Below are 25,128 nucleotides of genomic sequence, written 5' to 3'. Positions count from 1 at the left end.
GGTTGGCTTTGCCTGTGCCCCTTGGGCGATCGCCGTACATATCATAGGTATGCCTATACCAGACCAACGATAAAATTTTTAAGCTGAAGTAAATACTTTTTCGCGATGCAAATTAACTGGCAAACTGCTAAAACCTACGAAGACATTCTTTACCACAAAACTGATGGCATTGCCAAAATTACCATCAACCGTCCCCACAAACGCAATGCCTTTCGTCCCAAAACCGTTTTTGAACTGTACAACGCCTTCTGCGACGCCCGCGAAGATACCAGTATCGGCGTTGTTCTATTTACTGGTGCTGGTCCACACACTGATGGCAAATACGCCTTCTGTTCTGGAGGCGACCAAAGCGTACGCGGACAAGCTGGCTATGTAGACGATGATGGCATACCGCGTTTGAACGTGTTGGACTTACAACGCTTGATTCGTTCGATGCCAAAAGTAGTGATTGCCCTTGTCGCTGGGTATGCAATTGGTGGAGGACACGTCCTTCACTTGATTTGTGACCTCACCATCGCTGCTGATAACGCCATTTTTGGACAATCTGGTCCTAAAGTTGGCAGCTTTGATGGGGGTTTTGGTGCTAGCTATCTTGCCCGTGTTGTTGGACAAAAAAAGGCGCGAGAAATTTGGTTTCTCTGCCGACAGTACAATGCAGAGCAAGCACTGTCCATGGGCTTAGTCAATTGCGTTGTTCCTGTGGAACAACTCGAAGCTGAAGGTTTTCAGTGGGCGCAGGAAATTTTAGAAAAAAGCCCGATCGCCATTCGTTGTCTCAAAGCAGCATTTAACGCCGACTGTGACGGGCAAGCTGGTTTGCAAGAACTCGCTGGCAATGCCACTTTACTCTATTACATGACAGAAGAAGGAAGAGAGGGAAAACAAGCATTTCTAGAAAAACGTCCACCTGACTTTCGTCAATATCCCTGGCTACCTTAGAAACACAAAAACCGCGCCTTTTATAAAAGGTGCGATTTTTCATGTGTTGTGTTTTTAAGACCCAGAAATGTTAAAACAGTGTTCAGTTATCAGTTGTCAGTTCATTTTCACACCTGATGTTAGAAGATTTCAACAAGATTTTTTATTTGTTCACGGATGAATTTGTTAAGTTCAGTAGACATTTTTTGGATGAGATGATAACTGTTTACTGTCAACTGATAACTGATTTCAGCCTTTTCACAAACTTAAGTGTCAAAGGTTCGCGCTTTACAAGGTAAAAGTCTAATTTCACTTTAAATGAAAAGAGGCATTAACCAATTAGCTCAAAACAGCACTAAAATGGTGCTTCAGCGATTTGACTTTTCCTGTTTTGACAAACGAACGCTATATTAGTACTGCCTCCGCTTTTGCGTTTTCAGAACAGCTTGTAGTTGCTGTTTCCTCAACAGCAACAAGCGCTCCTTTGTTTAAACCCGAAGCTAAGACAGATGTTGAATTTGGCAAAGCCCAAACATCTTCCAAATTTTCCCAAGAAGGAGCAAACGGTGGCAGCGCTAAAGAACAAGCTTTCCAATTACCCAGTACTGGTGCTCCTAACTGTTGGCAGAACCCGCCACGACGCCCTTCTAGCTTGTAATAACGACAATATTTACAGGCAGAAGTAAGTGATTTCATCTGTTTCATATTTAGTGCCGTTTTGGGCTAATTTTCATCTTTTATTTTGCGTCTATACACAAGGTCGGATTTGAGCCACAACCCGTGTATCTACTAGGTTATAGCGATCCCAAGGAAAAAATTAACTTTATAATGTCTTTATGTTTGTGTCATATTTTTCAATTTTTTTGTTAACAAAGTGAAACATTAATTGCAGCAGGTTAAGCATACTAAATTTTGGCTGAAACTAAATGGGGATCAAAGCTAATTACAAACATAACGATTTAAGCAGCATTTGAACTTCAGCCTTTAGGGACACTTTTTAAAAGGAACTACGCTGTATCTTTTGACAGATTTGGCGTGATGACACAGTCAATTAGCTAGGTTCTAAAGAAGTAAAAGTCTTCTATCTTTCGTAAGAGCAAGCGAATTGCAAAGAAATTACTCTATCTAGGGACTAATCAGAAAACTATTTTGACAGTAGGTTAAGGAAGTTCCTTTCTTAAAAAATATCCAAGTTTTTCTTGTGGGATCGGATTGGGGAGCGTCCTTAAACTGGGCGCTCCGAGATGCCGACTCCACTAAGAGTCGATAATTTATTTGTTAGAAATCTCTAAAAAAAGAAAAAACAGCCAGCCTTATTTCGTTGACTAGTTAACAAGTGTGGCGATGAAAGTTGTAATCAGGGGTGACTTTTTTTGACTGATAACAGTTAACACTTAACCATCAACATCTGTATTCCCCTATACCCTAAGTGAAAGATTGCTTAGCAGCACACACAGAACAGACACCCCAACGCTGAAGTTCGCCTGGTGGGGTGGGACAATCGCACAAAGGACAAAGGGGTAAACCGTGCGATCGCGCTTGCACCGTCCTAGCCCAATCTTGGAAAGCAGCATTGGCGTCCTTGGTTGCGGATGTAACATCATGAGCTACGTTCATCTGATCACCCACGTAACTAGGATGTTCGCGCAGTGACATTGTTTGTTGTTCCTTGGGAGCCTGTTGAGGACGCCGCCATAGGGCTGTAGAAAAACGAATATCGACTAAACCAATCGACAGCTTTTCATTCAACTTTAAAAGCAGGCGCTGGCGCTCGAAAGTTAAGTTCTGTGCCCAAGCTGCGCTAGAAGTTCCTACCCGCAAAACATCGCGTTCAATCGACGAAGGTAGAGTGTGAGCAGCTACTACTGGTCCTACAACTTCAGCCCAACACTTGAGCAAACGTTGAAATGGTTGCTCTTGCCATTCAGCTTGAGCTTCCAAAACCTCTAAAATATCATTAACTGATTTAAACGACATCTAGCCAACAAGAGCGAAAATCGCAGCATACTTCTGCAATATATCTATGATAATTTTCGCTCTTGTTGGCACAAATATATTTTTAGTATTTTAGATAAATCCGGCAGTCTAGGTTTGAGGCAGACAGGCTATGAGTCAAAACCCCCTAGTAGATTCGGGTGAGAAATCTTCCAAAAAAACTGGGTTGAAACCATCACTAGCAGCAGCACTGGCTAGTTTAGAAGTACAGCTAGATCAAGAATTAGCTCGATACCGACGCACACGAAGTGGATATAGGACATTCAGCAAACCCCATGTAGGCATTTCCACAAGCAGTAAACATCAACTCACTGCGATTCATCCAACAAGGGGCAAGACAGAACCACCACTAGAAGACAGTCTCCAGAAATTTGGGCTGGCAACACCAAAAGCCTCCACTCCTAGTGTGGGGCAAGAGGAACTTCTTGTTACCCCAGAAACGAAAATCAACACGCCGAAATCTGTAGCAGAAACTCAAGATCAGGTGCTAGCATCAGCGACAGCACCGGACACTTTGTTGCAACCCCAATCAAATACATCAGTTTCCTCAAAAACACAACACCTGCAATCTGAGCAAGCAACACCAACTGACTCTGCCCAAGGGCAAACCATTCCAGCGCCCAACGCCAGTATTGTGCCTACAAAAGTCAACGAACAAACTCACAGTAAGACTGAAAATGTTCCAGAGTCAGAAGATAACACAGGCAAACAACCAAATGATTATTTGGAATCGTCGGAAGCGCTGTTGCGAAGTTTAGCCGAAGAAGAACCTAAGACTCACAAGTCAACCAATTCTAACGACAGCCTACTCTCACCCTTGGGCATTGGCTCGATGCTACTACTATTATTAGCAAGTCTTACCCTGGGCTATGTAGTATTTAATCCCAAGAGCTTGTCGCAATTTAGTTTCAATGGACTGTTTACACAAAATGCGCCAACGACTGCGGAAAATACAACAGACAATACAGCACAAGCGGGCAAGAATGTTAAAACCGTAGCTCAACCAACTCTCTCGCCCATACCTAAGTATCCCAATTTAGCGACTGACGAGTTTCCAGAGGTGAGAGATCCAAATGATGTCGTTAGCTTAAAACCTAAATCCCAACCAACACCACCAGCATTACCCAACCCAGTTAATGTCCAAAGCCCTAACAATCGAGTCACAGTACCGAATGTACAGCCTCCGGTGGGACTGACTTCCACGCAAGAGACAACGTTAAACCCCCCTCAAACGCCATCAAATACTCAACAAAAACCGGATACACAAATCAAACCGTCAGCAGATGGGTTTTATCATGTGATCACGGATAATCTAGACGATCGCAGTTTTGCTTCTGCACGGCAAATCGTTCCCGATGCTTATTTATCAGCCGATGGTAAATTTATTTATCTGGGTGCCCTCAAGAGCAAAGAGAAAGCACAAGAATTGCTGCAAGAAATACAAGCAAAAGGCATTCAAGCTAGAATTCAGTAGCCTTAAGAGGAGTTGTGGAAAGGGGAAAGGGAATCAATCGGGGTGTAGGTGAGCAATCAAAGAAAAATGATAATTAAAAATATTTTCTCAATCCATAACCCCTTGACCTCTTACACCCTTAATTAACAGTGAATGGAGGTCTAACATGGGACTGATTGACCGTATCAAGCGGGTGATTCGCGCAAACTTCAATAGTTTGGTTGTGGGTGCGGAAGATCCAGAAAAGATTCTGGAAAAAACTGTCTTGGAGATGCAGGAGAATCTGGTGCAATTGCGGCAAGCGGTAGCCCAAGCGATCGCTACCCAAAAGCGCACTGAACGACAAATGGCTCATGCTCAGTCTACAGCAGAAGAATGGTACCGCCGCGCTCAATTGGCTCTCCAACAAGGCAACGAACCTCTAGCACGGGAAGCTTTGACCAAACGCCATGCCTACCAAGAAACGGCACAAGCCCTTGGCACTCAAATAGAGCAACAAAGTGGTATTGTCGCTAGGCTGAAAAAGGATATGCGGATGCTAGAGCAAAAAATTGCCGAAGCAAAAACGAAAAAAGATATGTATATTGCGCGCGCTCGTTCTGCCGAAGCGTCATATAAACTCCAGGAAATGTTGGGCGCGACTTCTAGCATAGACGACATCAAAGCTTTTGAACGTATGGAGGAAAAAGTTTTGCAGCTAGAGGCTCAAACAGAAGCCATCTCCATAACCAGTACAGATGATTTACAAAAGCAATTTGTTTCTTTGGAAGAGGGTGATCAGCTTGATGCAGAACTAGCAGCAATGAAGGCTGAACTTTCTACTGAATCACAAAAAAGACAACAGCTACCGAAAACTCCAGATTTATGAACACTGGGCAATGATTCAATTTGGAGCGTATCTTAAAAAATAAGAACTGGTGAGGAGGACTAATCCAAACCGGAACGATTACATTGAAATAAGTAGCTATGAAATAGTAAAAAAGCTAACTGCCCAACTAGGCGCGTAAATCACAAGAGGAAAAACAGAGTTATGGGATTATTTGATCGCATTAGGCGAGTCGTCAGTGCCAACCTCAACGACCTGGTCAATAAAGCCGAAGACCCGGAAAAGATGCTAGAACAAGCTATCCTGGAAATGCAGGAAGACTTGGTACAGCTGCGTCAGGGCGTAGCACAGGCAATTGCTGCCCAAAAACGTACTGAGAAACAGTATAATGACGCCCAAAACGAAATTAATAAGTGGCAGCGAAATGCTCAACTAGCATTGCAGAAAGGTGATGAGAACTTAGCAAGACAAGCGCTCGAGCGCAAGAAGACTTTTACCGATACTGGCAATGCCCTCAAAACCAGCCTCGACCAGCAAACTGTTCAGGTTGAGACTCTCAAGCGTAACTTAATCCAGCTCGAAAGCAAAATTTCTGAGGCAAAGACCAAGAAAGAAATGCTCAAAGCACGGATTACAGCCGCCAAAGCTCAAGAGCAACTCCAAGGCATGGTGCGTGGTATGAATACCAGCAGTGCAATGGCTGCCTTTGAGCGCATGGAAGACAAAGTTCTCATGCAAGAAGCCCGCGCGCAATCAGCAGGTGAGTTAGCAGGTACAGATTTAGAAAGCCAATTTGCCAAGTTGGAAGGTAGTAGCGATGTGGATGATGAATTAGCAGCTTTGAAAGCGCAAATGTCCCTACCGGGAGGTTCACCAAATCAACCCCAACTACCGCAACAAACAACTGCTCCAAAATCAAATAATAATGAAGTGGTTGATGCCGAGTTGGATTCGCTACGCAAGCAATTGGATCAAATGTAGGCTTTTGAGCAAACAAGTTTTGAGCCAATCCCACGCCACTTGGTTGTGGGATTTTGCTTCATTAATCATAAGTGCTTGATGACTCAGAAATCATTAGTATGATGACTAGGGCACAAATCGCGGTCAATTGAGGTAGTTGACTGCCAACAGATTGGGATAAAGTATTTTGTGTGCCTACGAATGAACGATGCCACCTGATAGAGATAGCCATGAGTAAGGGTGTTATATCCATAACTGATGCTGAGTTTGAAACGGAAGTGTTGCAAGCCAATCAACCGGTATTGGTTTACTTTTGGGCTTCCTGGTGCGGACCTTGTCAATTGATGTCACCCCTGGTAAACTCGGCAGCCACTACCTACAGCGATCGCCTCAAAGTGGTAAAAATGGAAGTTGATCCTAACCCGGTCACAGTCAAGCAGTACCAGGTAGAAGGTGTACCAGCCCTGCGACTCTTTCAAGGAGATAAACTTTTGGTATCCACTGAAGGAGTCATCAGCAAAGACAAATTCCTCAGCCTGTTAGATTCTCATTTAAATAGTAATTAGTTATGAGTCATGAGTCCTTTGTGCAATTGCCAAATGACTCACGACTTATAACAAAGGACAAAGGACTAAAAATGCAGATTGCCAAGCGTTTACAACCCCTGCAATCAAATGTATTTCTTGATATGGACAAAGCCAAGGCAAAGGCTTTGGCTGCAGGACAAGAGTTAATTGATTTGTCACTTGGATCTTCGGATCTACCACCCCCAGCGCACGTCATCGAGACGATCGCCCAATCTCTGTACAACCCAAGTACCCACGGCTACTTGCTATTTCACGGTACCCTAGACTTTCGCCAAGCCGCCGCCAGGTGGTATGAGCAAAAATTCGGTATTAGCGTCAATCCAGAAACAGAGGTACTGCCCCTGATTGGTTCCCAAGAAGGTACGGCTCATTTACCTCTAGCAGTTCTCAACCCAGGTGATTATGCCCTGTTGCTTGATCCGGGTTACCCCTCTCATATGGGGGGAGTTCACTTCGCCTCTGGGCAAATTCACGCAATGCCATTGCTGGCAGAAAACGATTTTTTACCAGTCTTTGCCGATATTCCCGCACCTGTCTTGGCACAGTCGCGGATGATGGTCTTAAGCTATCCTCATAATCCTACCACCGCGATCGCACCTTTATCCTTCTTTAAAGAAGCCGTTGCTTTTTGTCAGCAACACAATCTCGTCCTAGTTCACGATTTTCCTTACGTGGATTTGGTATTTCAGGAAACAGGGAAGGGCAAAGACCAATCCCTTGCTCCCTCGATTTTGCAAGCTGACCCAGATAAAAGCGTCTCAATTGAATTTTTTACCCTCTCCAAGTCATATAATATGGGCGGCTTCCGTGTTGGTTATGCCATCGGTAATGCCGAATTGATTCGTGCTTTACGTAAAATCAAAGCAGCAATTGATTTTAATCAGTACCGAGGGATTTTAAACGGGGCTATAGCTGCCTTAACTGGTCCACAAAATGTGGTCACAGCCACTGTCGAAACCATGCGCCAACGTCGAGATGCCTTTGTAGGTGCTTTGCATCGTATTGGCTGGTATGTTCCAACTCCCAAGGCAACAATGTATGTTTGGGCAAGGTTACCAGAACCGTGGAGTCGAAATTCTGTAGAGTTTTGTACTCAGCTTGTGCAAAAAACAGGGGTAGCCGCCTCACCCGGTGGTGGTTTTGGTAAATCTGGACAAGGATATGTCCGCTTTGCTTTAGTGCATGACACACCCGTGTTAGAAACCGCTGTAGAGAAAATTGCCAAGTTTTTGTGAACAGTGAGTTATCTTCTTTGCAAGTTCGAGATATTGGAGAACAAGGTCTTTTAAAAAGATTACAACGCTTTTGTCCTCCAGAAATTATCGGGGATGATGCTGCTGTAGTTCCTACTGAACCAGGGCAATCTCTGGTAGTGACAACTGATGTGTTAATTGATAGCGTCCATTTCAGTGAAATTACGACTTCAGGAGAAGATGCGGGTTGGCGATCTGCTGCTGCTAATTTGTCAGATTTAGCAGCAATGGGTGCTTCCCCATTAGGAATTACTGTCGGGCTAGGACTTCCTGGAGATGTTTCCGTCAGTTGGGTAGAGCAATTGTACCAGGGAATGACACAATGCCTGCAACAGTACAATACCCCAATAGTCGGCGGTGATATCGTGCGATCGCCCACAACGACCATAGCTATTTCCGCTTTTGGTCAAGTTTCGCCGTTACGTGTCATTCGCCGCAACAGCGCGAAAGTGGGAGATGCGATAGTTGTCACAGGTGTTCATGGGGCTTCATCGGCTGGCTTAAAATTACTGCTGCATCCCGAATTAGGGCAAAATCTTAGTGAGAGCGATCGCGCAACATTGATCCAGGCGCACCAAAGACCCAAACCCCGACTAGATGTCTTACCAATTCTCTGGGAAATTTTAGAGACCCACCATGACGCGTCTTTATCATCCCAAATCCGGATAGCTGGTATGGATAGCAGTGATGGCTTAGCAGATGCTGTGGTACAAATTTGCCGTGCTAGTGGTGTTGGTGCTGTCGTTGAACGCATGTCAATTCCTTTACCAACAGCATTCAATCACTGGCTGACAAAAGAACAAGCACTGGAATATGCTCTATATGGTGGCGAAGACTTTGAGTTAGTACTGTGCTTGCCAAAAGAACCAGCTTATGATTTTGTGCAACAGATAGGCAACGGCGCGGCTGTTGTCGGCACAATTACAGCTGAGTCAACAGTAATTTTGCATGATCCAACACAAGAATACCCCGATCAAGATTTACAACTTGGTCGGGGATTTCAACATTTTGATCATTAGTCAATAGTCATTAGTCATTAGTCAAAGACTCTAATGACTGTTGACTATTTAACCCATTTTTCGGCGACTAACTCTGCCAAGTCAAGAACTCGTTGGCTGTAGCCCCACTCGTTGTCATACCAAGCCATGACTTTGACTAAGTCACCACCCATGACAAACGTCAAGTTGGCATCGACAACGGAAGAGGCATCAGTACCTTGATAATCGGATGAGACCAGGGGTAGTTCGCTGTAGTCCAAAATGCCTTTAAGTTCACCTTGAGAGGCATCTTTAAGGGCTTGGTTGACTTCCTCAGTAATAGTGGGTCTTTCAACCTGTATGACAAAATCCACCATCGAAACGTTTGGGGTGGGTACGCGCAACGCCACACCATTCAGCTTGCCTTTGAGAGCTGGTAGTACCAGCGCTACAGCTTTTGCTGCACCAGTGGAGGTAGGCACAATGTTGATCGCTGCAGCACGTGCCCGCCGCACATCCCGGTGAGACGCGTCTAGTAAGCGTTGGTCACCAGTGTAGCTGTGAGTGGTGGTCATCGTGCCTTTGATAATACCAAATTTCTCGTGCAACACCTTAGCAATGGGAGCTAAGCAGTTGGTTGTACAACTGGCGTTACTGATGACGTTGTGTTTTTCGTGGTCATAGTCGTGATGATTCACGCCAACCACAAAAGTCCCATCTTCGTTCTTCCCAGGGGCGGTGATCAGCACCTTCTTAGCACCAGCGTTGATGTGCTTCGTTGCCCCTTCTTTGGAAGTGAAAACCCCTGTTGCTTCAATAATTAAGTCAATTTCCCAGTCTTTCCAGGGCAAGTTTTCTGGGTTGCGGTCAGAGACACACTTAATGGTCTTACCGTTAACGATGATAGAGTTATCATCGGCACTAATGTCATCATTCTTTAACTTCCCTAGCATCGAGTCATACTTGAGCAGGTGAGCGTTGGTTCTAGGGTCGGATGTGTCATTAATAGCGACGAGGTCGATATTACTATTTTGTCTACCTAACCAACAACGTGCAAAGTTACGCCCGATGCGCCCGAAACCGTTAATTGCAACTCTAATCACAGCGTCTTGCCCTCTGTATATTTAGACCTTACAAAATCCTACTAATGACCCAGATCATACCGCAAAGGGGGGAGTATTTATAACTATAAAGTGTTAGATTCTCAAAAAAATAAATATTTTCTTCCTACCCGTTTGTATACAGGTTGTGATTCTCAATATAAAGCCTGACTGATTCTGGAACTAAGTAGCGAATTGATTGGCGTTCGCGTAAGCCTGGCGGCACCGGAGGACTCAGCGGGCGCTCTGCGCCATCGCGGCAAAGGTTACGAATGAGACTTGACGAAAGCCCTACTAAAGGGATATGCAATAAGTGCCACTGTATGCTGACTGTCTGTTGTGTCAGTTTTTGTTCCACTTCCTTGCAGATTAACTCACTTTGAGCTATATTCTCACCACCTGGTAGTCGGGGTGCAATTAACCAATCACACAATTGTGCTAATTCTTGTCCACGATACCAACGAGGTAAGGTTTGAAATGTATCCAAACCAACAATCCAGTACCAGTGAGTATTGGGGTACTCAGCAGACAAGTCAATCAGGGTGTCGATCGCATAAGAAGCTCCACGACTTTTCTCAACTAGTGATACAGTAAACCCCGGGTTGTCTGCGATCGCTCGTTGCACCATCTCGACTCGATGTTCAAATAAAGCCGCCTGTTTATGAGGAGGATTTTGTGAAGGCACCCAAATGACTTGTTCTAGAGGTACTTGATGCAATGCTGTTTGTGCTAAGACAAGGTGTCCCCAATGAATTGGATCAAAAGTGCCACCAAAAATTCCCAATCGTTGCATCCACTCACGTCCAAGCTTTATGCAATTGAAAAGAAGTTTATCCAGCAGTTTACCATTGTAGCAAGTTCTAGCAAATGACCCAAAAATATGTATTTTCAGTTACAATGATTTGTTTCCCGATCTGGGAGAAATATTCCGAATAAACATAATATATCTGTTCATAAAGAGAAAAAATCACTAACAAGGGTAAAATCGATTTGAATGAAAAAACAAGAGCGAAAAACTCAACTTATCAATAGTGAAAAGGATACAGAGGTGGTATCGGTAAAAATTGAATTCCTGTTATGATACGCGTGTCATTTAGGATGATTCTGTGGTGTGGTGATAGAGGAAAAATAAATGAACAATACTGTAGACTTTAGCGGTAGACCGTTCCATTTCATTGGTATTGGCGGCATAGGTATGTCTGCTCTAGCGTATGTGCTAGCAAAGCGCAATTTGCCAGTATCAGGATCGGACATTCGTCTAAACCAGATTACCCGACAATTAGAATCTATCGGAACTCATATTTTCGGCAAGCAAGAGGCAAGTAATATCGAGTTCTTTCGTTCTTTTTCTCAGCCTAATGGAATAGTAGTAAACACTCAAGAAGAATTACCAGCTTTTGAGCAAGCAAAACTGCCTCAAGTAATTTGTTCGACAGCAATTAACACAACTAATTTAGAGTACAAAGCTGCATTAGAATTGGGTTGCCCAATTTTTCATCGGTCTGATGTACTAGCAGCGTTAATCGCTGAATATTACAGCATTGCTGTAGCAGGAACCCACGGTAAAACGACAACGAGTAGTATGATTGGCTATATGCTACTCAAAGCAGGTGTTGATCCAACGATTTTAGTAGGTGGAGAAGTTAATGCTTGGTCAGGCAATGCCCGAATTGGGCAAAGTCGATACTTGGTGGCAGAAGCAGATGAATCAGATGGTTCCTTGGTCAAACATACTCCCGAAATAGGCATTATCACCAACATAGAATTAGATCATCCCGACCACTACGACACGTTAGAGGAAGTGGTTCAAACTTTTCAGACATTTGCCAAGGGCTGTAAAACTTTGATAGGCAGCATTGATTGCGCGACGGTACGCGATCGCTTACAACCCACGATTACCTACAGCTTGTATCCTGATACTGGCGCTGATTACAGCGTCACCAACGTAGACTATAGAGCCGATGGCACCACAGCTCTTGTTTGGGAAAGAGGTAAGGCTCTGGGCGTGTTAAATTTGCGCTTACTAAGTAAGCACAACCTCAGCAATGCTTTATCAGCAGTGGCGGTTGGTCGGATATTGGGGTTAGAATTTGGAGAAATTGCAAAGGGTCTTGCTAGCTTTGAAGGCGCAAGACGACGTTTTGAATTTCGGGGTGAAGCTAATGGCATCACTTTTATTGACGACTACGCCCATCACCCGAGTGAAATTCGCGCTACTCTCGCTGCTGCACGCCTACAGGCAAGATCACACCAGAGAGTCGTTGCCATTTTCCAACCGCATCGCTATAGCCGCACACTCACCTTTCTGGAGGAATTTGCTCAATCGTTTAGTCATGCTGATTTAGTTGTCCTCACTGACATTTATAGTGCAGGCGAGCCAGATCTCGGGCAAGTCAGTGGTGAAAAACTAGCTAGTGAGGTGGCTAAGCAGCACTCACAGGTGATATACCAACCAATAGCCTTAGTTAGCAAGTACTTGCAGCAAACTCTGCACCGTGGAGACTTAGCACTGTTTTTAGGAGCTGGGAATCTCAATCAAGTGATTCCCGAAGTCATGGCGACACTATGCCCGCCAGTTCAAGCAACTTCCTAAAGAAGATGACTTACGCAATAAGAGGGAGTTCTGCTTTATGCAAGATTATTTCCCTCAATCGCATAGTGTCCGTCTAGCAATAGTTACATTGCTTCTCGCTGTTGTCGTATTTTTACGGCATACATATAAACATCAAAATTTAGCTCATTCTAGAAAATATGACTATCTCCCAGGCAGTTGCTAATGTCTGCAAAGTTTCTGGCATGACAAACACCAGACAGCTAACATCTAATAATTCCATCGAAACTAAGGAAATTTATTTACCCGGTACTGATTGCGTTATTAAATCCCAAGTCTCTCTGGCAACATATACTTCTTACAGGGTTGGTGGACCTGCTCAGTGGTGTGTTGCTCCTCGAAATCTAGAGGCGATGCAAGCCAGTATTCAGTATGCAAAAGTACATGAATTAGCAGTAACGATACTAGGCTCAGGTTCTAACTTGCTTGTAAGTGATTGTGGGATATCAGGTTTAGTGATTGTGACTCGCCATCTGCGCCATAGCCATTTCGATCCCCAAACAGGTCAACTAACTGTAGCAGCAGGAGAACCAATACCAGCTATTGCATGGCAAGCCGCAGAGCAAGGATGGCAAGGATTCGAGTGGGCTGTTGGTATCCCTGGAACGATTGGGGGTGCTGTAGTGATGAATGCAGGAGCACATAATAGTTGTATCGCAGATATATTAGTCAGTGCTGAGGTACTTTTACCTAATGGTACTTTGGAAACTGTTAGCAAAGAACAGTTGAGCTACAAATACCGCACCTCGAATCTGCAAGGAAGCGATCGCATCGTCACCCAAGCCACTTTTCAACTTCAACCCGGGGCAGATCCAGCCCAAGTTTTGGCAGCTACCAAACAGCACAAACAGCATCGACTCAACACTCAACCTTATCACCTGCCCAGTTGTGGCAGCGTCTTCCGTAATCCGAAACCTTACGCCGCCGGCTGGTTAATTGAACAAACGGGTTTGAAAGGCTACCAAATTGGCAAAGCGCAAGTTGCACAACGCCATGCTAATTTTATCGTCAACTGTGGTGGGGCTAGCGCTTGGGATATTTTCAATCTCATCCGTCATGTCCAACATCAGGTACAAGAACGTTGGTCTGTTGTGTTAGAACCAGAAGTAAAAATGATGGGAGAGTTTCAACCTGCTTCTTGAATAATATCAGGTTCTGTTAATTAATTATTCACAATTTCCACAACACCCTTCCTTGCATCCCCCCGTTTACGGGGGGAAGATAAGGAATAGCTTTTTTTGCTTGAGCGGTTTAAGACTCTTAGAAGTCCGATTGCTCGCGCTTAAGCTGTTTCAGCAGACCTTCACAACCATCAACGAGTAGGTCAATAACCAGATCAAATCCCTTTGTCCCACCATAGTAAGGGTCTGGAACTTCCTTGAGATTGTGCCTAGAGCAGAAATCACATATTAACTGTACTTTCTGGTTATATTTTCCCGTTGGATCAAGATACAGGATGTTCTGATAATTCTCTCGATCCATCGCCAAAATCAAATCAAAGTTCTCAAAGTCAGACTTTTGGAATTGGCGTGCTTGACCACGTAATTTTATTTGCAGTTTTTGAAACGCTGCAGCACTCATACGTGAGTCAGGTGGGCTACCAATGTGATAACTGGATGTTCCAGCAGAGTCGCAGACAATGCGTTCGCTCAATCCACCCTGCTCGATCAGATAGTTCATAATGTTTTCTGCCGCTGGCGAGCGGCAGATGTTCCCTAGGCAGACAAACAGCAGCTTGTAAGGCATATGTATTGCGCTTCCCATTCGTCCATAGTCAACAGCCTACAGTCTAGAGTTTAAGCAATTTTGACTCTTGACTCTTGAGTGTTGACTAAAATCCTGGAAGCTCCAGCCCACTGGTCAATTCTTCCATGCGTTCGCGCATTGCTGTAGTGGACTTGTTATAGGCGTCTTTCATTGCTGCTGTTACGAGATCAGAAAGGACTTCTGCTCCTTCGTTTAAAGCATCAGGAGAGATTTCCACTCGCCGGGGTTCTTGGTTACCGCTAACAACGACCTTAACTAAACCACCGCCAGCCTCTCCTAGAATCTCCATTTGCTCCAATTCTTCTTGGAGTCGCTTTGCGCCTTCTTGAACTTGCTGCGCTTTTTTAAAGGCGTCAGCCAGTTCTTTCATTTTTCCCAAGCCAAAACCAAATCCCTGTCCTTTTCCTGTCATAATCTATTGTCCACGTGTGCTTTGAATAACAAATCAAATTCAATTATAGATGTGGTGGGTCAAATGCTTGCGTTTTACTCATGTTACACTTTCCAGCCCTTTGCGTGTCACTTTCGCAGCAGGCAAAATTCACAACGCTTGCTTTATATAGATTACAGCTTCTGGAGAGTTTTGTCGTTTGAGAATTGACAAATACTCTCAAACCCTTAGAATATAAAAGTTTTACCTATGAAAGTTTTTCCAGTCTGACATAACATAAAAAGGATATCACTCTTTTCTCATTTTGCTGAGACGATAACACACCTATCCTTAAATATGGGGACAAGTTGCCAAGCACAAATTTCTTCTCACAGAACAAATGAGTATTTATCCTTAGTTTGCTTTGATTTGCTGATGAAATCAACTAAACTTCACCTCGAATAATCTTGTAGCTTTTCCAAGCAACCCATAAACTTACACCCTCCCATCATAAAGTTTAAACTTTTTAGTACAGCTTCATCGTCTAAGTGTGACATTTTTTTAACAAGAGCTTGGCATTGATTGATACCGAAATTTTCAATAACTTATATTAATTCTGTATATTATTATTCTAGGTCTTGGCAAAGCGATCGCGGGCATTGGGTAAAATCCGTATGGCAACGCTACACTTTATTTAATGTGGCTTCATGAGTTTATTCTCAGGGGCTGCCTATCAAATAAAAATTGCGCTACGCGTAATGTAGTCAAGCCTTATTGGACGTGAATCTACCAATTACAAGTAACAACAGCAATCGCATAAGGTAGCGCAACTACATCTGCAACTCGTGCAGGAGCCAATGTGCTGAGTTCCTATTTGCTAAAGGATAGTCTAATCAGAATCAAGTAGCGTTGTCTATCGATGGATTTTGATGGCAACTGTTATGGTGTGGTAAAACTAAGGTGAGTCTTGCTCACACAACGCTGATGATATGAGAGACATAAAGCTTTTATGGCTTTACCCCATGCCCAAGCATACACAAACATATCAAAAGTCTATTAAGTAGATAAAGTTGAACACGGTTGCTGGAAAAATACAAAATATGACTATAGACGGTAGTAAACAAGAGAGTTATAGAGAGATATTAGTTATAGTTAGTTTGCAAGCCAAGGAAAAAACTCTCATCAGAGTGAAGTACCTCTTAGGTACAACATTCAAAGCGGCAAGGAATAGATTTTTATCGTTTCTGATTAGTCAAATGTTTGATTTTTTTCCAAAGCTATATATCTAGTACAAGAAGGCAGGTATGCGATCGCCAGCTATGCTAAAGATGCAAATGCTAACAACATTAGCTTTTTGTGGGTTTTTAACCGTCGGATTATTCCCACCATAAGGTACTAAATTTTTTTCAACTCAGATTTTATTCAACACTACTCTCATGTAAAAATGTAATTTTTTATACAGAGAGATGCAACGTTAAAGTGTAGTCGGTTGATAGTAAGTTTAACATTGTTAACCTTAAATAGGGATTTAAGATTGATTTTATAAATTAACTATGAGTGGAGTTATCATCTGGTAATCCTGTCATAGTATGAAACATAAGAGTACTATTCTTACCTGTGTTTACCTATAGTGCTTACAGAAGCAAACTTCTTAGTAAAAAATGCTAGGGGTGTACTGTCCATGCCCTTGACGATCCTTGTAGTGGATGACGACCTGGGCACTCGTCTGTCTATCAGCGATTATCTTGAGCTGTCTGGCTATTCAGTAATCACAGCTGATGATGGACAAGAGGCTTTGGCGATGGTGGAGGAGTACCATCCTGATTTGATGGTCACTGATATCGTCATGCCACGAATGAACGGATATGAATTAGTACGGCGGGTGCGTCAACAGCCTGAGTTCCGTTTGTTGCCTGTTATATTGCTAACAGCGCGAACTAAGACCCAGGAAAGAATCCTAGGCTACCAGTCAGGATGCGATTTGTACTTGCCCAAGCCTTTTGAACTGGAAGAGTTAGCCGCAGCAATTCGCAATCTTTTGGAGCGAGCACAAATTATTCAATCACAGTACGGTTTTTCTCATCAAGAAAATTGGGGGACTCCCGCCCCAACAAAATCGTTGGGTGCCCATCACTCCCAGTTAACTGATATTCAAAAATCCCAGATGTTCTCTGAGTTGACCTCAAGAGAGCAGGAAGTCTTAGAACTTTTGACTCATGGTCTTTCTAATGCTGAAATGGGTCAGCAGTTGCACCTGAGTCCTCGGACTGTGGAAAAGTATGTTAGCAGTTTATTGAGAAAAACAGAAACCAACAATCGAGCAGAATTAGTCCGGTTTGCGATTAAGCATGGTTTGGTGGAATAGCAATCAAAAGTCCTATTTTCCCTCACTCCAAACTAACCTCTAATCCTTCGCAGCATTTATTAGCAAGGGTTTACGCAAGTATTCTATTACACAACTGGTGCTGATACTACACCCTTAGCCTCCAACACTGAAGCAACTCGTAATATCACCGCTTCATTGTACGGTGCAGCTATCAACTGTACGCCTAAAGGTAGAGCATTTAGACGTTGAATTGGGACTGACAACACAGGCAAGCCGATAAAAGATAATGGTTGAGTAAATAACCCTAGATGGGGACGAACGAGAATTTCCTGACCATCTAAAACCATCGTTTGTTGACCAATCAACGGTGCAGAAATTGGTGTGGTTGGGGCAAGAATAACATCTACCTTTTGAAAGATTTCTGTGACTCTATCTCTATACCATCTTCTAAAACGTTGTGCCTGAATGTACCAGTTACTCGGTATTAAGGTACCAGCAAGAAAGCGATCGCGTGTTGCGGGATCAAAATCTTGGGGGCGCGATCGCAATTTCTCGAAATGTAAATTCGCCCCTTCACAAGCTGTAATCACAAACGCTGCTGCACGGGCGCGATGTGCTTCAGGTATTGTGACATACTCGGTTACATCCAAAGCATCAGCAACTCTTTGTACTGCTTCCAATGCTTCAGGACTTGCGCCTTTTGTAAAATAATCACCTGCAATGGCAATTCTTATACCATCGATATTTTCTACAGACGCGCCCTGATTTTCTACAGACGCGCCAGGTTGCGTCTCTACAGGAGGGCGTTTTGTACAAACTGGATCTCGTTCATCTTCTCCCTGAAGCACATCAAACGCGGTAGCAATATCCCGCACCGAACGGGCAAAGGGTCCAATGTGGTCTAAACTGCTGGAAAATAATGCTACTCCAGCACGAGACAACCGCCCATAAGTGGGTTTCAAACCAAAAACACCACACAAAGCCGCAGGGACGCGAATCGAACCATTCGTATCAGAACCCAACGTCAACGGAACCAAACCCGCTGCGATCGCCGCCGACGAACCACCCGATGAACCACCAGCAACCCGCTTTAAATCATGGGGATTATGGCTAGCACCATAATGTGAGTTTTCTGTCACGAACCCATAGGCGTATTCATCCATATTTAAAGCGCCTACAAGAACTGCTCCCGCTTGTTTCAGCCTTGCGACTGCTGTTGCATCTTCAGTTGCTGGAGGGTTTTCAGCGTTGATTTTTGCACCTGCAAGCGTTGTTAAACCAGCGATATCGAAAAGGTTTTTGACAGCAAAAGGGACGCCAGCTAAAGAACCAGGATTTTTACCTTGGGCAATTTCCCCATCAATTTTTTCTGCATCTGCCAAAGCAGTTTCAGCAGTCACAGTTGTAAAACAATTGAGTTCATTATCTCTGGCGGCAATTCTTTGTAAAGCAGCTTTGGCAACTTCCACCGCACTCACTTTACCTTCTTGCACAGCCGTCGCTATTGCCACAGCATCAGCTTGTTCTAAATTCATGGTTCAAACGTAGGGGCAGCTTCAATCTCTTCTGGTAAGGGAAACTCATTCACAACTTGGGCGATCGCCTTAATTCTCTCAAAATTTGCCACCACCCCATCTCGATACTCATCCCTCAATTGCAGATCCAACAACAAAGCCATCAAATCCACATACTCCCCCACATCAAACCCCTTATCTTCCATCTCTCCTCCTCTTTTCCTTGGCGTCTTGGCGAGGCCAGTCGCCTCAAGTCGGGGAACCCGCCCACGGCGCTGGCTCGTCTTGGCGGTTCGTTAATTCCCTACAGTCCGCCCAGTCTGATTTGCAATCACCGCAATCAGTTCTCCCGGTTCCACAGGTTTGGCAATATGAGATTGGAAGCCTGCTAAAAGAGCTGCCTTGCGATCCTCTGCCCTAGCATAAGCAGTTAGTGCAACAGCCGGAATCCGTCCACCTTGATTTGATTCAAGCGAACGCACCCGTTGCAGCAGCACGTAGCCATCCTGTACTGGCATACCAATATCACTAATGAGAATGTCAAAGCGTAAGTCAGACGTTTGCTCTTTCAACGCCGCTATCACCTCATCTGCAGTTGCCACTGCCACAACTTCAGATCCACATTCTACAAGAATTTGAATCAGCAACTCACGAGCATCCACTTCATCATCCACTACTAATATTCGCAGACCATCCAGTCTGGGAGTGCAATCGAACGGTAAGGAACCCCCTACGGTAGGATGTACCCGTTCCGATTCTTCTATCTTGATGCTGACAGGACTTATCGGTAGCTTCACAGTAAACGTTGTTCCCTGTCCTTCCCCCGGACTTGCGACATGAACTGAACCACCATGCAAGTCAACGAGGTGACGCACAATCGATAACCCCAATCCCAAACCGCCAAAAGAACGAGCCATTGAGCTATCAGCCTGACGGAAGCGGTCAAAAACATAAGGAAGAAACTCAGGGCTTATTCCCTGACCTGTATCCGCCACAACAATTTCCACATAAGATTGGACGCGTTCCAAGCGAATCTGTACCCGTCCACCTTTGGGTGTAAACTTCACGGCATTTGACAGCAGGTTCCAAACAACTTGCTGCAAGCGGTCAGAATCGCCAAAAACTGGTCCAGCAGCAGGATCAAGTACAGGTTGAAGTCGGATGTTTTTTGCCAGAGCAGCAGGACTTACTGTATCAATTGCTGCTTCAATTACCGACAATAGATCCACCGCACGAACGTTCAGGCGTAGTTTCCCTTGGATGATGCGGGAAACATCGAGTAAATCTTCAACCAGTTGTGCTTGTGCCCTGGCATTGCGTTCAACGGTTTCCAGCGCACGGGCTGTGCCTGCTTCGTCAAACTTCCTGGTACGCAACAGAGTCAGCCAACCAAGCATCGCATTGAGGGGCGATCGCAACTCATGGGAAAGAACGGCAAGGAACTCATCCTTCATCCGATTTGCCGCTTCTGCTGTCGCCCGCGCTTTTTGCTCAGCCAGTAACAGGCGATCGCGCTCAAGTTCTGCTTTTTTGCGTTCGCTCATGTCCAGCACAAATGCGACTCCATTAACTTGGGAATTGTCCATCAAGGCTACACCTAAGACAATTGGCACCCGTGTACCGTCTCGTTGGACGTACTCCTTCTCGTAAATACTGGAAACTCCGGTGGCAAAGGTTTCCTCTATCGCGCGGTCATCCAGATCCTTGTATTCTGGTGGAGTCAGTGAGCGCCAGTTAATTTTGCTTAGCGCATTAAACTCCTGACGGCTGTAGCCAACAAGACGCAGGTAGGCATCGTTGGCATCAGTGATGAAGCCGTCTACATTCCAGAAAGCAACTCCCACGATATTAGACTCAAAAAAGCGTCTAAACTTGGCTTCGCTTTGTTGAAGTGCTGACTGCGCCCGTTTCCGTTCAGTCACATCGCGAAAGTAAACTGCAAGCCCTTCAGCGCTAGGATACACCCTAATTTCCAGCCAGCAGTGTAATACCTCGCTGAACTCCTCCAACTCAATGGGAACTTGTTGGGCGATCGCTCGATGAGCTTGTTGATAAAAAGTATTGCCGATTAACTCCGGATAAACATTCCATAACTGCTTACCAAGCAGTTCTTCAGGTGGTTTTTGCAAAAGCCGTGCAGCTTCCTGATTCACGTAGGTGTAGCGCCACTCACGATCAAAGGCAACAAACGCTTCTGTTATGCTTTCCAGAATCCTCGTGATGCGGTTGTTAGCCGCTTGCAGAGCTTTTTCTGCCTGTACACGCTCTGTGATCACCTCTGTAAAAATAATGATGCCACCAATTTCATCAGCACGGTTTCGCCAAGGATGGATTTCCCATTTCACCCAATCGATTGAGCCATCAGCACGGGGGAATAGTTCTTTGTCGCATTTGCGAACCTCCCCAGCCAAACACGAAGCATGAATTTCTCGCCAAGAGTCAGGAATTTCGGGAAAGACTTCGTAATGAGAGCGACCGATAATATCTTGCTCATTCAACTGTAAATCGGTCAGCCATCGTTGGCTCACAAGAAGATATCGCATCTGGTTGTCAAGCATGGCAATAGCTGCCGGCGCATGCTCGACAAACAACCGCAACTGTTCCTCTCTGACTTGTAGCGACTTTTCAATCTGCTTGCGCTCAGTCAGGTTGCTCACCATAGCGAGTCCGCCTTGAAATTCTCCCGATTCACCCAATATTGGAGTCGTTGAAACCAGCGTCCATAAATTAGAGCCATCCCGACACCGAAACCGAAAGTCGAATCGCTGTTTCATCCCCTGCTTCAGTCGGGCTATGTACCGCTGTGCTTCCACCTGAGCTACTTGATCCATAAAGTCGAAAATCGGACGCTGCAGCATTTCCTCCACGCTATAGCCCAACATCTGCGCCAATTGCGGATTAACATACTCCGTACGCAACTGACCATCAAATAACCAGATTCCTTCACCCGCCGTCTCCACAATGTGACGATACCGTACTTCAGCCGCTTGTAACCTTTCTAAGCTCACTTCAGCCCGTCGCTTCGCAGTTCGTAACGCCTCACATAGCACACTAAAGAGGATTCCCTGAAGTGCGAACAGGACGAGCCTCATAGTGTTGGGCAGATCGAGCGCCAGCGAATAAATTGGCTGTATAAAGAAATAGTCGCTAATCAGAACAGACAGGAAGGTAGATAGTAGCCCCGCTCTCACGCCTTTGTACCATGCACTCACCATCACCGCCCCAAAAAACAGTAAAAAAGGCGTTTTAGTCATGGCAAGCCAAGGATCTAGCGCCAGCATAAGTACTAGCGCCACACCAACACAGAGTCCAGCAACGCTGTATTGCTGTAGCCGAGAGCGGGTAACTTTTAGCATTTAATTGTTGATTGTTGTCTTTAGTAGCTAGCTCTAACTTTGTTTAATTTACAACAGATATCTGATTTTCACATTTACCTTAAGAGTTATTTTTTGATTTTATTGTGTTCGGTTCGCTCCACTTAATTCTGCTACAAACCAACTTTGAGACCTACGTTTTCGACCTTTTCAAGTTGCAAGGACTTCAGCCGCTATCTCCTAGTATTTATTCTATTTCATGAGGGAATTCAAACAAGCCATCTTCACCGTGTTCAAAATCAATGACCTTAAAGACAGCATCAATATTCAAAGCACCATAAATGTGAGGAAATAGTTCGTTCTCCTCAACTCCTTCATAGCGAATTTCAGCTTTCACTTTATCATAGTCGATATAAAGAAGTACTAATCCCTTTTGATTGTGAAAGAAGGTATTTGCAACTTTGATGAGTTGTGTTGGAGTGGAACAGTGGATAAAGCCTTCAGAGTCGAGGGTATCACCGCGATATGTTTTTACGAGTTTTGCTTGTTCCCATTGTTCGTGTTGGGTGATATGTAAGATAGTGTTCATTGAGATTTTTTTAATATACTTTCCTAAGGTGGGCAGTACCCACCCTATTCATTATTTATCAGATTGGACAATTTTACAAATCTCATCGAGAATAAAGTCATGTTCAACAGGTTGCTCAGGACAAAATTCTAAATAGAGTTGATTATGATAAGGAGTGACTGATGATGTACATATCTGAATTTTCAGCTTTCCTTTCTGCCAGCAATGACCACCAACTTTTAGAAGCTGACATTCTGTAACATAATTGTGTTGAATTTCCTTTAAATTTATCTTTTTTTGACCAATAGATAGTTTACTTAAAAATTCCAGCATTGAAACCCCAGGATATAAACTTGTGTATTCATAAATATGCTGCTGCAATTTATTTCTAATTTCTTCCTCAATCAACTCTTTTAATCTACTGACCATAAAAGAATCTTTTTCCAGGAGTATGACATCATCATCACATTCTAGTGGTGTAAATTTTTCATTCATATTAATGCCAGTTTCAGTCGTTGAGTCAGTTATGTATACCTCATAATTTAGCCTCACTTCATAGCAGATTCTGCCAAATTGCTGACATCAACCCAGTGAAAATATTGATAAGAGAAACGCTAGAAACTTCTGACTTTTATCGATGGTTATGAAAGTAACACTCAAACTGCAGATGCACGCGGGTCTACGGGGATAATCAGAGATAATTTATCTATGTGTATCTGTGGTTTCATCTTCAAAAATTTGACTTATATAGCAATCCGAAATCATTTGTGAAAAAGAAGATCCCCGACTTCTCTAAGAAGTCGGGGATCTGTGTCTTTTTTCAGTAAGAACGGCTTTAGTCCTTGCTTTAGAGGAAGAGGACTAAAGTCCTCACTACGAATTTAGGATTCATGTGGAATACATACATCTGGGGCGCACAAATTTGGAAATTGAAGTGTTGTCACTGTTAGCGTATCCAAATCTAGCCGGCGGATAGCGTGGTTATTTGTATCAGCAATAAATAACAGAGAACCCATCACACTCAACCCGGAAGGTTCAGAAAATCGGGTATTTTTACCTTGTCCGTCTTGTAAACCAACCGAACCATCACCTAAGACTGTTTGACAATTGCCAGTGTGAGGGTTAACAAGTTTAATTTTGTGGTTGTAAGTATCTGCTATCCACAGGTTATTCTGGGCATATTCTACCCCCAAGCAATGCTGTAACCTCACATCGAAACCTTGTCCATCAACGTCACCAAAGCCAAACAAATCACCGCTACCGCAAACCGTTCTCACTTGTCGCGGTTCAATCAGCCCCACAGCACGTATTGAGCTAACTTCACTATCGGCAATGTATAATTCTTGTCCATCAGTAGTGATACCGCTAGGCTGGGCAAAAGCAGACTCGCTGAGTTCGCCATCTATACAAGCTTCTGCTCCCATACCAGCATAAGTTTTCACAATGTTAGTTTCTAGATCCAGTTCCCAAATTTGGTGAGAACCAGCGATCGCAATAAACAAGCTATTTCCCCATAGCTGTAAATCCCAAGGAGAATTCAGCATTGTTTCTCTTGCAGCACCACTGTGAGGACGGATATTACGGCTTTGTTCACCCGTTCCTGCAATGGTTTCCACCACTTGGCGTTTCAAATCAACTCGCCGCAGAGCATGATTTTCTGTATCCGCAACGTATAAAATTTGATTTTCTTCATCAAATGCCATTCCTTGCGGTGCGAAAAACTGCGCTTCGTCAAACGAACCATCAGTTAATCCAGATTGTCCAGTGCCAATTAAATGTATGATTTCCCCATCTAAACTACTGATGACAATACGGTGATGTCCGGAATCAGCAATGAACAAACCTGCTTGTGTCGCCAGGACTTTACCAGGAAAAGCTAAAGGTGTGATTAATGGTTTTCGCTGTTTCTCTAAGGTGAGGCTGAGTTCTTGGAAATTGATGGTACCTTTTTCTTGGTGTTGGCTGATTAACTTTTGAATCAGTTCGTCTAAAACATTGCGATCGCCTTCACCAGACACATAACCAACTACATAACCCTGTGGATCTATCACCATTAAAGTAGGCCAAGCACGTACAGTATACTCTTCCCAAACTCTAAAACCACTATCAACTAAAACTGCATGTTCGATATCGTACCGTAGGATAGCTTGGCGGATGTTTTCGGTTTCTTTTTCATTGTCAAATTTGGCACTATGTACGCCGATAACTGTAAGGCTATCTTTATATTTTTGTTCGAGATATTTCAGCGTTGGCAGAATGTGCAAGCAATTGATACAACAGTATGTCCAAAAGTCCAAAATCACAACTCTGCCCTTAAGTTGTTGAAGAGACAAGGGTTTTTCGGTGTTGAACCAAGGGTTATTTTGTGGGAGTTCTGGCGCTCTAACGCGGGGAGTCATACACAATTCAAAATTCAAAATTCAAAAACTACTGTTTTAGATTATTTATAAACTTATCTTTTGAGGGGGCTTGGGGGAGCTATAAGACCCACACCCTACCCGTAAGGGAGGCGTGGGATACATGGACTCCCCCAGGTTAATTTTATGGGATTCAATATCCCTAAAATTAACTTTCTGTGTTGGCGACGTT

Annotated in this window: 22 protein-coding genes; 10 read left to right on the top strand and 12 right to left on the bottom strand. The window is 44.0% G+C overall.

The window, feature by feature from the left end; translation table 11 throughout:
• Positions 1–105 precede the first annotated feature (105 nt).
• Positions 106–939 carry a 1,4-dihydroxy-2-naphthoyl-CoA synthase gene (gene menB / locus AACT52_RS40480; protein WP_073635747.1) on the top strand — a complete coding sequence of 278 codons (834 nt, stop codon included), beginning with the start codon at positions 106–108 and terminating at the stop codon, positions 937–939.
• A 384-nt stretch (positions 940–1,323) separates the two neighbouring features.
• On the opposite strand, the gene AACT52_RS40475 is transcribed toward menB, so the two are convergent.
• Together AACT52_RS40475 and AACT52_RS40470 are read right to left on the bottom strand one after the other, a co-directional pair.
• Entirely contained in the window at positions 1,324–1,623 is a 300-nt protein-coding gene (locus AACT52_RS40475; RefSeq protein WP_073635746.1) for a hypothetical protein, read from the bottom strand.
• 720 nt (positions 1,624–2,343) lie between these two features.
• Positions 2,344–2,895 (bottom strand): DUF721 domain-containing protein, encoded by a 552-nt coding sequence (locus AACT52_RS40470; RefSeq protein WP_073635745.1) that lies wholly within the window; start codon positions 2,893–2,895, stop codon positions 2,344–2,346.
• A 130-nt stretch (positions 2,896–3,025) separates the two neighbouring features.
• Here AACT52_RS40470 and AACT52_RS40465 point away from each other — a divergent pair, with 130 nt between their 5' ends.
• The 6 genes from AACT52_RS40465 (at position 3,026) to thiL (ending at position 9,011) form a co-directional block, all read left to right on the top strand.
• Positions 3,026–4,387, top strand: coding sequence for a hypothetical protein (locus AACT52_RS40465; protein WP_073635744.1), 1,362 nt, complete (start codon positions 3,026–3,028; stop codon positions 4,385–4,387).
• Between the two features lie 145 nt (positions 4,388–4,532).
• Positions 4,533–5,234, top strand: coding sequence for a PspA/IM30 family protein (locus AACT52_RS40460; RefSeq protein WP_073635743.1), 702 nt, complete (start codon positions 4,533–4,535; stop codon positions 5,232–5,234).
• Between the two features lie 162 nt (positions 5,235–5,396).
• The gene (locus AACT52_RS40455; RefSeq protein WP_073635742.1) at positions 5,397–6,173 is read left to right on the top strand and encodes a PspA/IM30 family protein; all 777 of its coding nucleotides are present in this window, start codon (positions 5,397–5,399) and stop codon (positions 6,171–6,173) included.
• Positions 6,174–6,382: 209 nt separating this feature from the next.
• The gene (locus AACT52_RS40450; protein ID WP_073635741.1) at positions 6,383–6,718 is read left to right on the top strand and encodes a thioredoxin family protein; all 336 of its coding nucleotides are present in this window, start codon (positions 6,383–6,385) and stop codon (positions 6,716–6,718) included.
• Positions 6,719–6,789: 71 nt separating this feature from the next.
• A complete protein-coding gene (locus AACT52_RS40445) occupies positions 6,790–7,974 on the top strand; it encodes an LL-diaminopimelate aminotransferase (protein WP_073635753.1) in 1,185 nt (394 codons plus the stop codon).
• Entirely contained in the window at positions 7,971–9,011 is a 1,041-nt protein-coding gene (gene thiL / locus AACT52_RS40440) for a thiamine-phosphate kinase (protein WP_073635740.1), read from the top strand. Before AACT52_RS40445 ends, thiL begins: the two co-directional genes overlap by 4 nt.
• A 44-nt stretch (positions 9,012–9,055) precedes the next feature.
• Here the strand turns inward: thiL and AACT52_RS40435 are convergent, their stop codons facing one another.
• Together AACT52_RS40435 and nadD are read right to left on the bottom strand one after the other, a co-directional pair.
• Complete coding sequence (locus AACT52_RS40435; RefSeq protein WP_073635739.1) at positions 9,056–10,072, bottom strand: type I glyceraldehyde-3-phosphate dehydrogenase; 1,017 nt, start codon at positions 10,070–10,072, stop codon at positions 9,056–9,058.
• Positions 10,073–10,196: 124 nt separating this feature from the next.
• The gene (gene nadD / locus AACT52_RS40430) at positions 10,197–10,862 is read right to left on the bottom strand and encodes a nicotinate (nicotinamide) nucleotide adenylyltransferase (RefSeq protein WP_073635738.1); all 666 of its coding nucleotides are present in this window, start codon (positions 10,860–10,862) and stop codon (positions 10,197–10,199) included.
• A gap of 339 nt (positions 10,863–11,201) precedes the next feature.
• Here nadD and murC point away from each other — a divergent pair, with 339 nt between their 5' ends.
• Both murC and murB read left to right on the top strand, forming a co-directional pair.
• Positions 11,202–12,662, top strand: coding sequence for a UDP-N-acetylmuramate--L-alanine ligase (murC, locus tag AACT52_RS40425; RefSeq protein WP_073635737.1), 1,461 nt, complete (start codon positions 11,202–11,204; stop codon positions 12,660–12,662).
• 158 nt (positions 12,663–12,820) lie between these two features.
• Positions 12,821–13,822, top strand: coding sequence for a UDP-N-acetylmuramate dehydrogenase (gene murB, locus AACT52_RS40420; RefSeq protein WP_073635736.1), 1,002 nt, complete (start codon positions 12,821–12,823; stop codon positions 13,820–13,822).
• Positions 13,823–13,940: 118 nt separating this feature from the next.
• Here the strand turns inward: murB and AACT52_RS40415 are convergent, their stop codons facing one another.
• Together AACT52_RS40415 and AACT52_RS40410 are read right to left on the bottom strand one after the other, a co-directional pair.
• Positions 13,941–14,426 (bottom strand): low molecular weight protein-tyrosine-phosphatase, encoded by a 486-nt coding sequence (locus AACT52_RS40415; RefSeq protein WP_073635735.1) that lies wholly within the window; start codon positions 14,424–14,426, stop codon positions 13,941–13,943.
• Positions 14,427–14,511: 85 nt separating this feature from the next.
• Positions 14,512–14,859, bottom strand: coding sequence for a YbaB/EbfC family nucleoid-associated protein (locus AACT52_RS40410; protein WP_073635734.1), 348 nt, complete (start codon positions 14,857–14,859; stop codon positions 14,512–14,514).
• A gap of 1,639 nt (positions 14,860–16,498) precedes the next feature.
• Between AACT52_RS40410 and AACT52_RS40405 the strand changes: the two genes are divergently transcribed.
• Entirely contained in the window at positions 16,499–17,182 is a 684-nt protein-coding gene (locus tag AACT52_RS40405; protein ID WP_073635732.1) for a response regulator transcription factor, read from the top strand.
• 86 nt (positions 17,183–17,268) lie between these two features.
• Here the strand turns inward: AACT52_RS40405 and AACT52_RS40400 are convergent, their stop codons facing one another.
• The 6 genes from AACT52_RS40400 to AACT52_RS40375 all read right to left on the bottom strand — a co-directional run bounded on the left by AACT52_RS40400 (position 17,269) and on the right by AACT52_RS40375 (position 24,938).
• On the bottom strand, positions 17,269–18,678 hold the full coding sequence (locus tag AACT52_RS40400) for an AtzE family amidohydrolase (protein ID WP_073635731.1): 1,410 nt from the start codon (positions 18,676–18,678) through the stop codon (positions 17,269–17,271).
• A complete protein-coding gene (locus AACT52_RS40395) occupies positions 18,675–18,863 on the bottom strand; it encodes a DUF4089 domain-containing protein (RefSeq protein WP_073635730.1) in 189 nt (62 codons plus the stop codon). Before AACT52_RS40395 ends, AACT52_RS40400 begins: the two co-directional genes overlap by 4 nt.
• Before the next feature lie 90 nt (positions 18,864–18,953).
• Positions 18,954–22,013 carry a hybrid sensor histidine kinase/response regulator gene (locus AACT52_RS40390; protein ID WP_073635729.1) on the bottom strand — a complete coding sequence of 1,020 codons (3,060 nt, stop codon included), beginning with the start codon at positions 22,011–22,013 and terminating at the stop codon, positions 18,954–18,956.
• Between the two features lie 205 nt (positions 22,014–22,218).
• Complete coding sequence (locus AACT52_RS40385) at positions 22,219–22,560, bottom strand: DUF952 domain-containing protein (RefSeq protein WP_073635728.1); 342 nt, start codon at positions 22,558–22,560, stop codon at positions 22,219–22,221.
• 51 nt (positions 22,561–22,611) lie between these two features.
• Positions 22,612–23,034 (bottom strand): KGK domain-containing protein, encoded by a 423-nt coding sequence (locus AACT52_RS40380; RefSeq protein ID WP_073635727.1) that lies wholly within the window; start codon positions 23,032–23,034, stop codon positions 22,612–22,614.
• Between the two features lie 386 nt (positions 23,035–23,420).
• Positions 23,421–24,938: a thioredoxin-like domain-containing protein gene (locus AACT52_RS40375; protein WP_073635726.1), complete on the bottom strand. Its 1,518-nt coding sequence runs from the start codon at positions 24,936–24,938 to the stop codon at positions 23,421–23,423.
• Between the last annotated feature and the right edge of the window lie 190 nt (positions 24,939–25,128).

Origin of the sequence: Scytonema sp. HK-05 (assembly GCF_963872035.1) — a bacterium.
GTDB lineage: Bacteria > Cyanobacteriota > Cyanobacteriia > Cyanobacteriales > Nostocaceae > Kalymmatonema.
This window is presented reverse-complemented; position numbering and strand designations above follow the sequence as displayed.

Coding starts and splice junctions, on each gene's coding strand:
- AACT52_RS40475 (WP_073635746.1), bottom strand. CDS start 1,623: ATGAAACAGATGAAATCACTTACTTCTGCCTGTAAATATTGTCGTTAT.
- AACT52_RS40460 (WP_073635743.1), top strand. CDS start 4,533: ATGGGACTGATTGACCGTATCAAGCGGGTGATTCGCGCAAACTTCAAT.
- nadD (WP_073635738.1), bottom strand. CDS start 10,862: ATGCAACGATTGGGAATTTTTGGTGGCACTTTTGATCCAATTCATTGG.
- AACT52_RS40455 (WP_073635742.1), top strand. CDS start 5,397: ATGGGATTATTTGATCGCATTAGGCGAGTCGTCAGTGCCAACCTCAAC.
- AACT52_RS40380 (WP_073635727.1), bottom strand. CDS start 23,034: ATGAATGAAAAATTTACACCACTAGAATGTGATGATGATGTCATACTC.
- AACT52_RS40375 (WP_073635726.1), bottom strand. CDS start 24,938: ATGACTCCCCGCGTTAGAGCGCCAGAACTCCCACAAAATAACCCTTGG.
- menB (WP_073635747.1), top strand. CDS start 106: ATGCAAATTAACTGGCAAACTGCTAAAACCTACGAAGACATTCTTTAC.
- AACT52_RS40405 (WP_073635732.1), top strand. CDS start 16,499: ATGCCCTTGACGATCCTTGTAGTGGATGACGACCTGGGCACTCGTCTG.
- AACT52_RS40400 (WP_073635731.1), bottom strand. CDS start 18,678: ATGAATTTAGAACAAGCTGATGCTGTGGCAATAGCGACGGCTGTGCAA.
- AACT52_RS40410 (WP_073635734.1), bottom strand. CDS start 14,859: ATGACAGGAAAAGGACAGGGATTTGGTTTTGGCTTGGGAAAAATGAAA.
- AACT52_RS40415 (WP_073635735.1), bottom strand. CDS start 14,426: ATGCCTTACAAGCTGCTGTTTGTCTGCCTAGGGAACATCTGCCGCTCG.
- AACT52_RS40450 (WP_073635741.1), top strand. CDS start 6,383: ATGAGTAAGGGTGTTATATCCATAACTGATGCTGAGTTTGAAACGGAA.
- AACT52_RS40390 (WP_073635729.1), bottom strand. CDS start 22,013: ATGCTAAAAGTTACCCGCTCTCGGCTACAGCAATACAGCGTTGCTGGA.
- AACT52_RS40445 (WP_073635753.1), top strand. CDS start 6,790: ATGCAGATTGCCAAGCGTTTACAACCCCTGCAATCAAATGTATTTCTT.
- AACT52_RS40465 (WP_073635744.1), top strand. CDS start 3,026: ATGAGTCAAAACCCCCTAGTAGATTCGGGTGAGAAATCTTCCAAAAAA.
- AACT52_RS40385 (WP_073635728.1), bottom strand. CDS start 22,560: ATGAACACTATCTTACATATCACCCAACACGAACAATGGGAACAAGCA.
- AACT52_RS40395 (WP_073635730.1), bottom strand. CDS start 18,863: ATGGAAGATAAGGGGTTTGATGTGGGGGAGTATGTGGATTTGATGGCT.
- murB (WP_073635736.1), top strand. CDS start 12,821: ATGACTATCTCCCAGGCAGTTGCTAATGTCTGCAAAGTTTCTGGCATG.
- murC (WP_073635737.1), top strand. CDS start 11,202: ATGAACAATACTGTAGACTTTAGCGGTAGACCGTTCCATTTCATTGGT.
- AACT52_RS40470 (WP_073635745.1), bottom strand. CDS start 2,895: ATGTCGTTTAAATCAGTTAATGATATTTTAGAGGTTTTGGAAGCTCAA.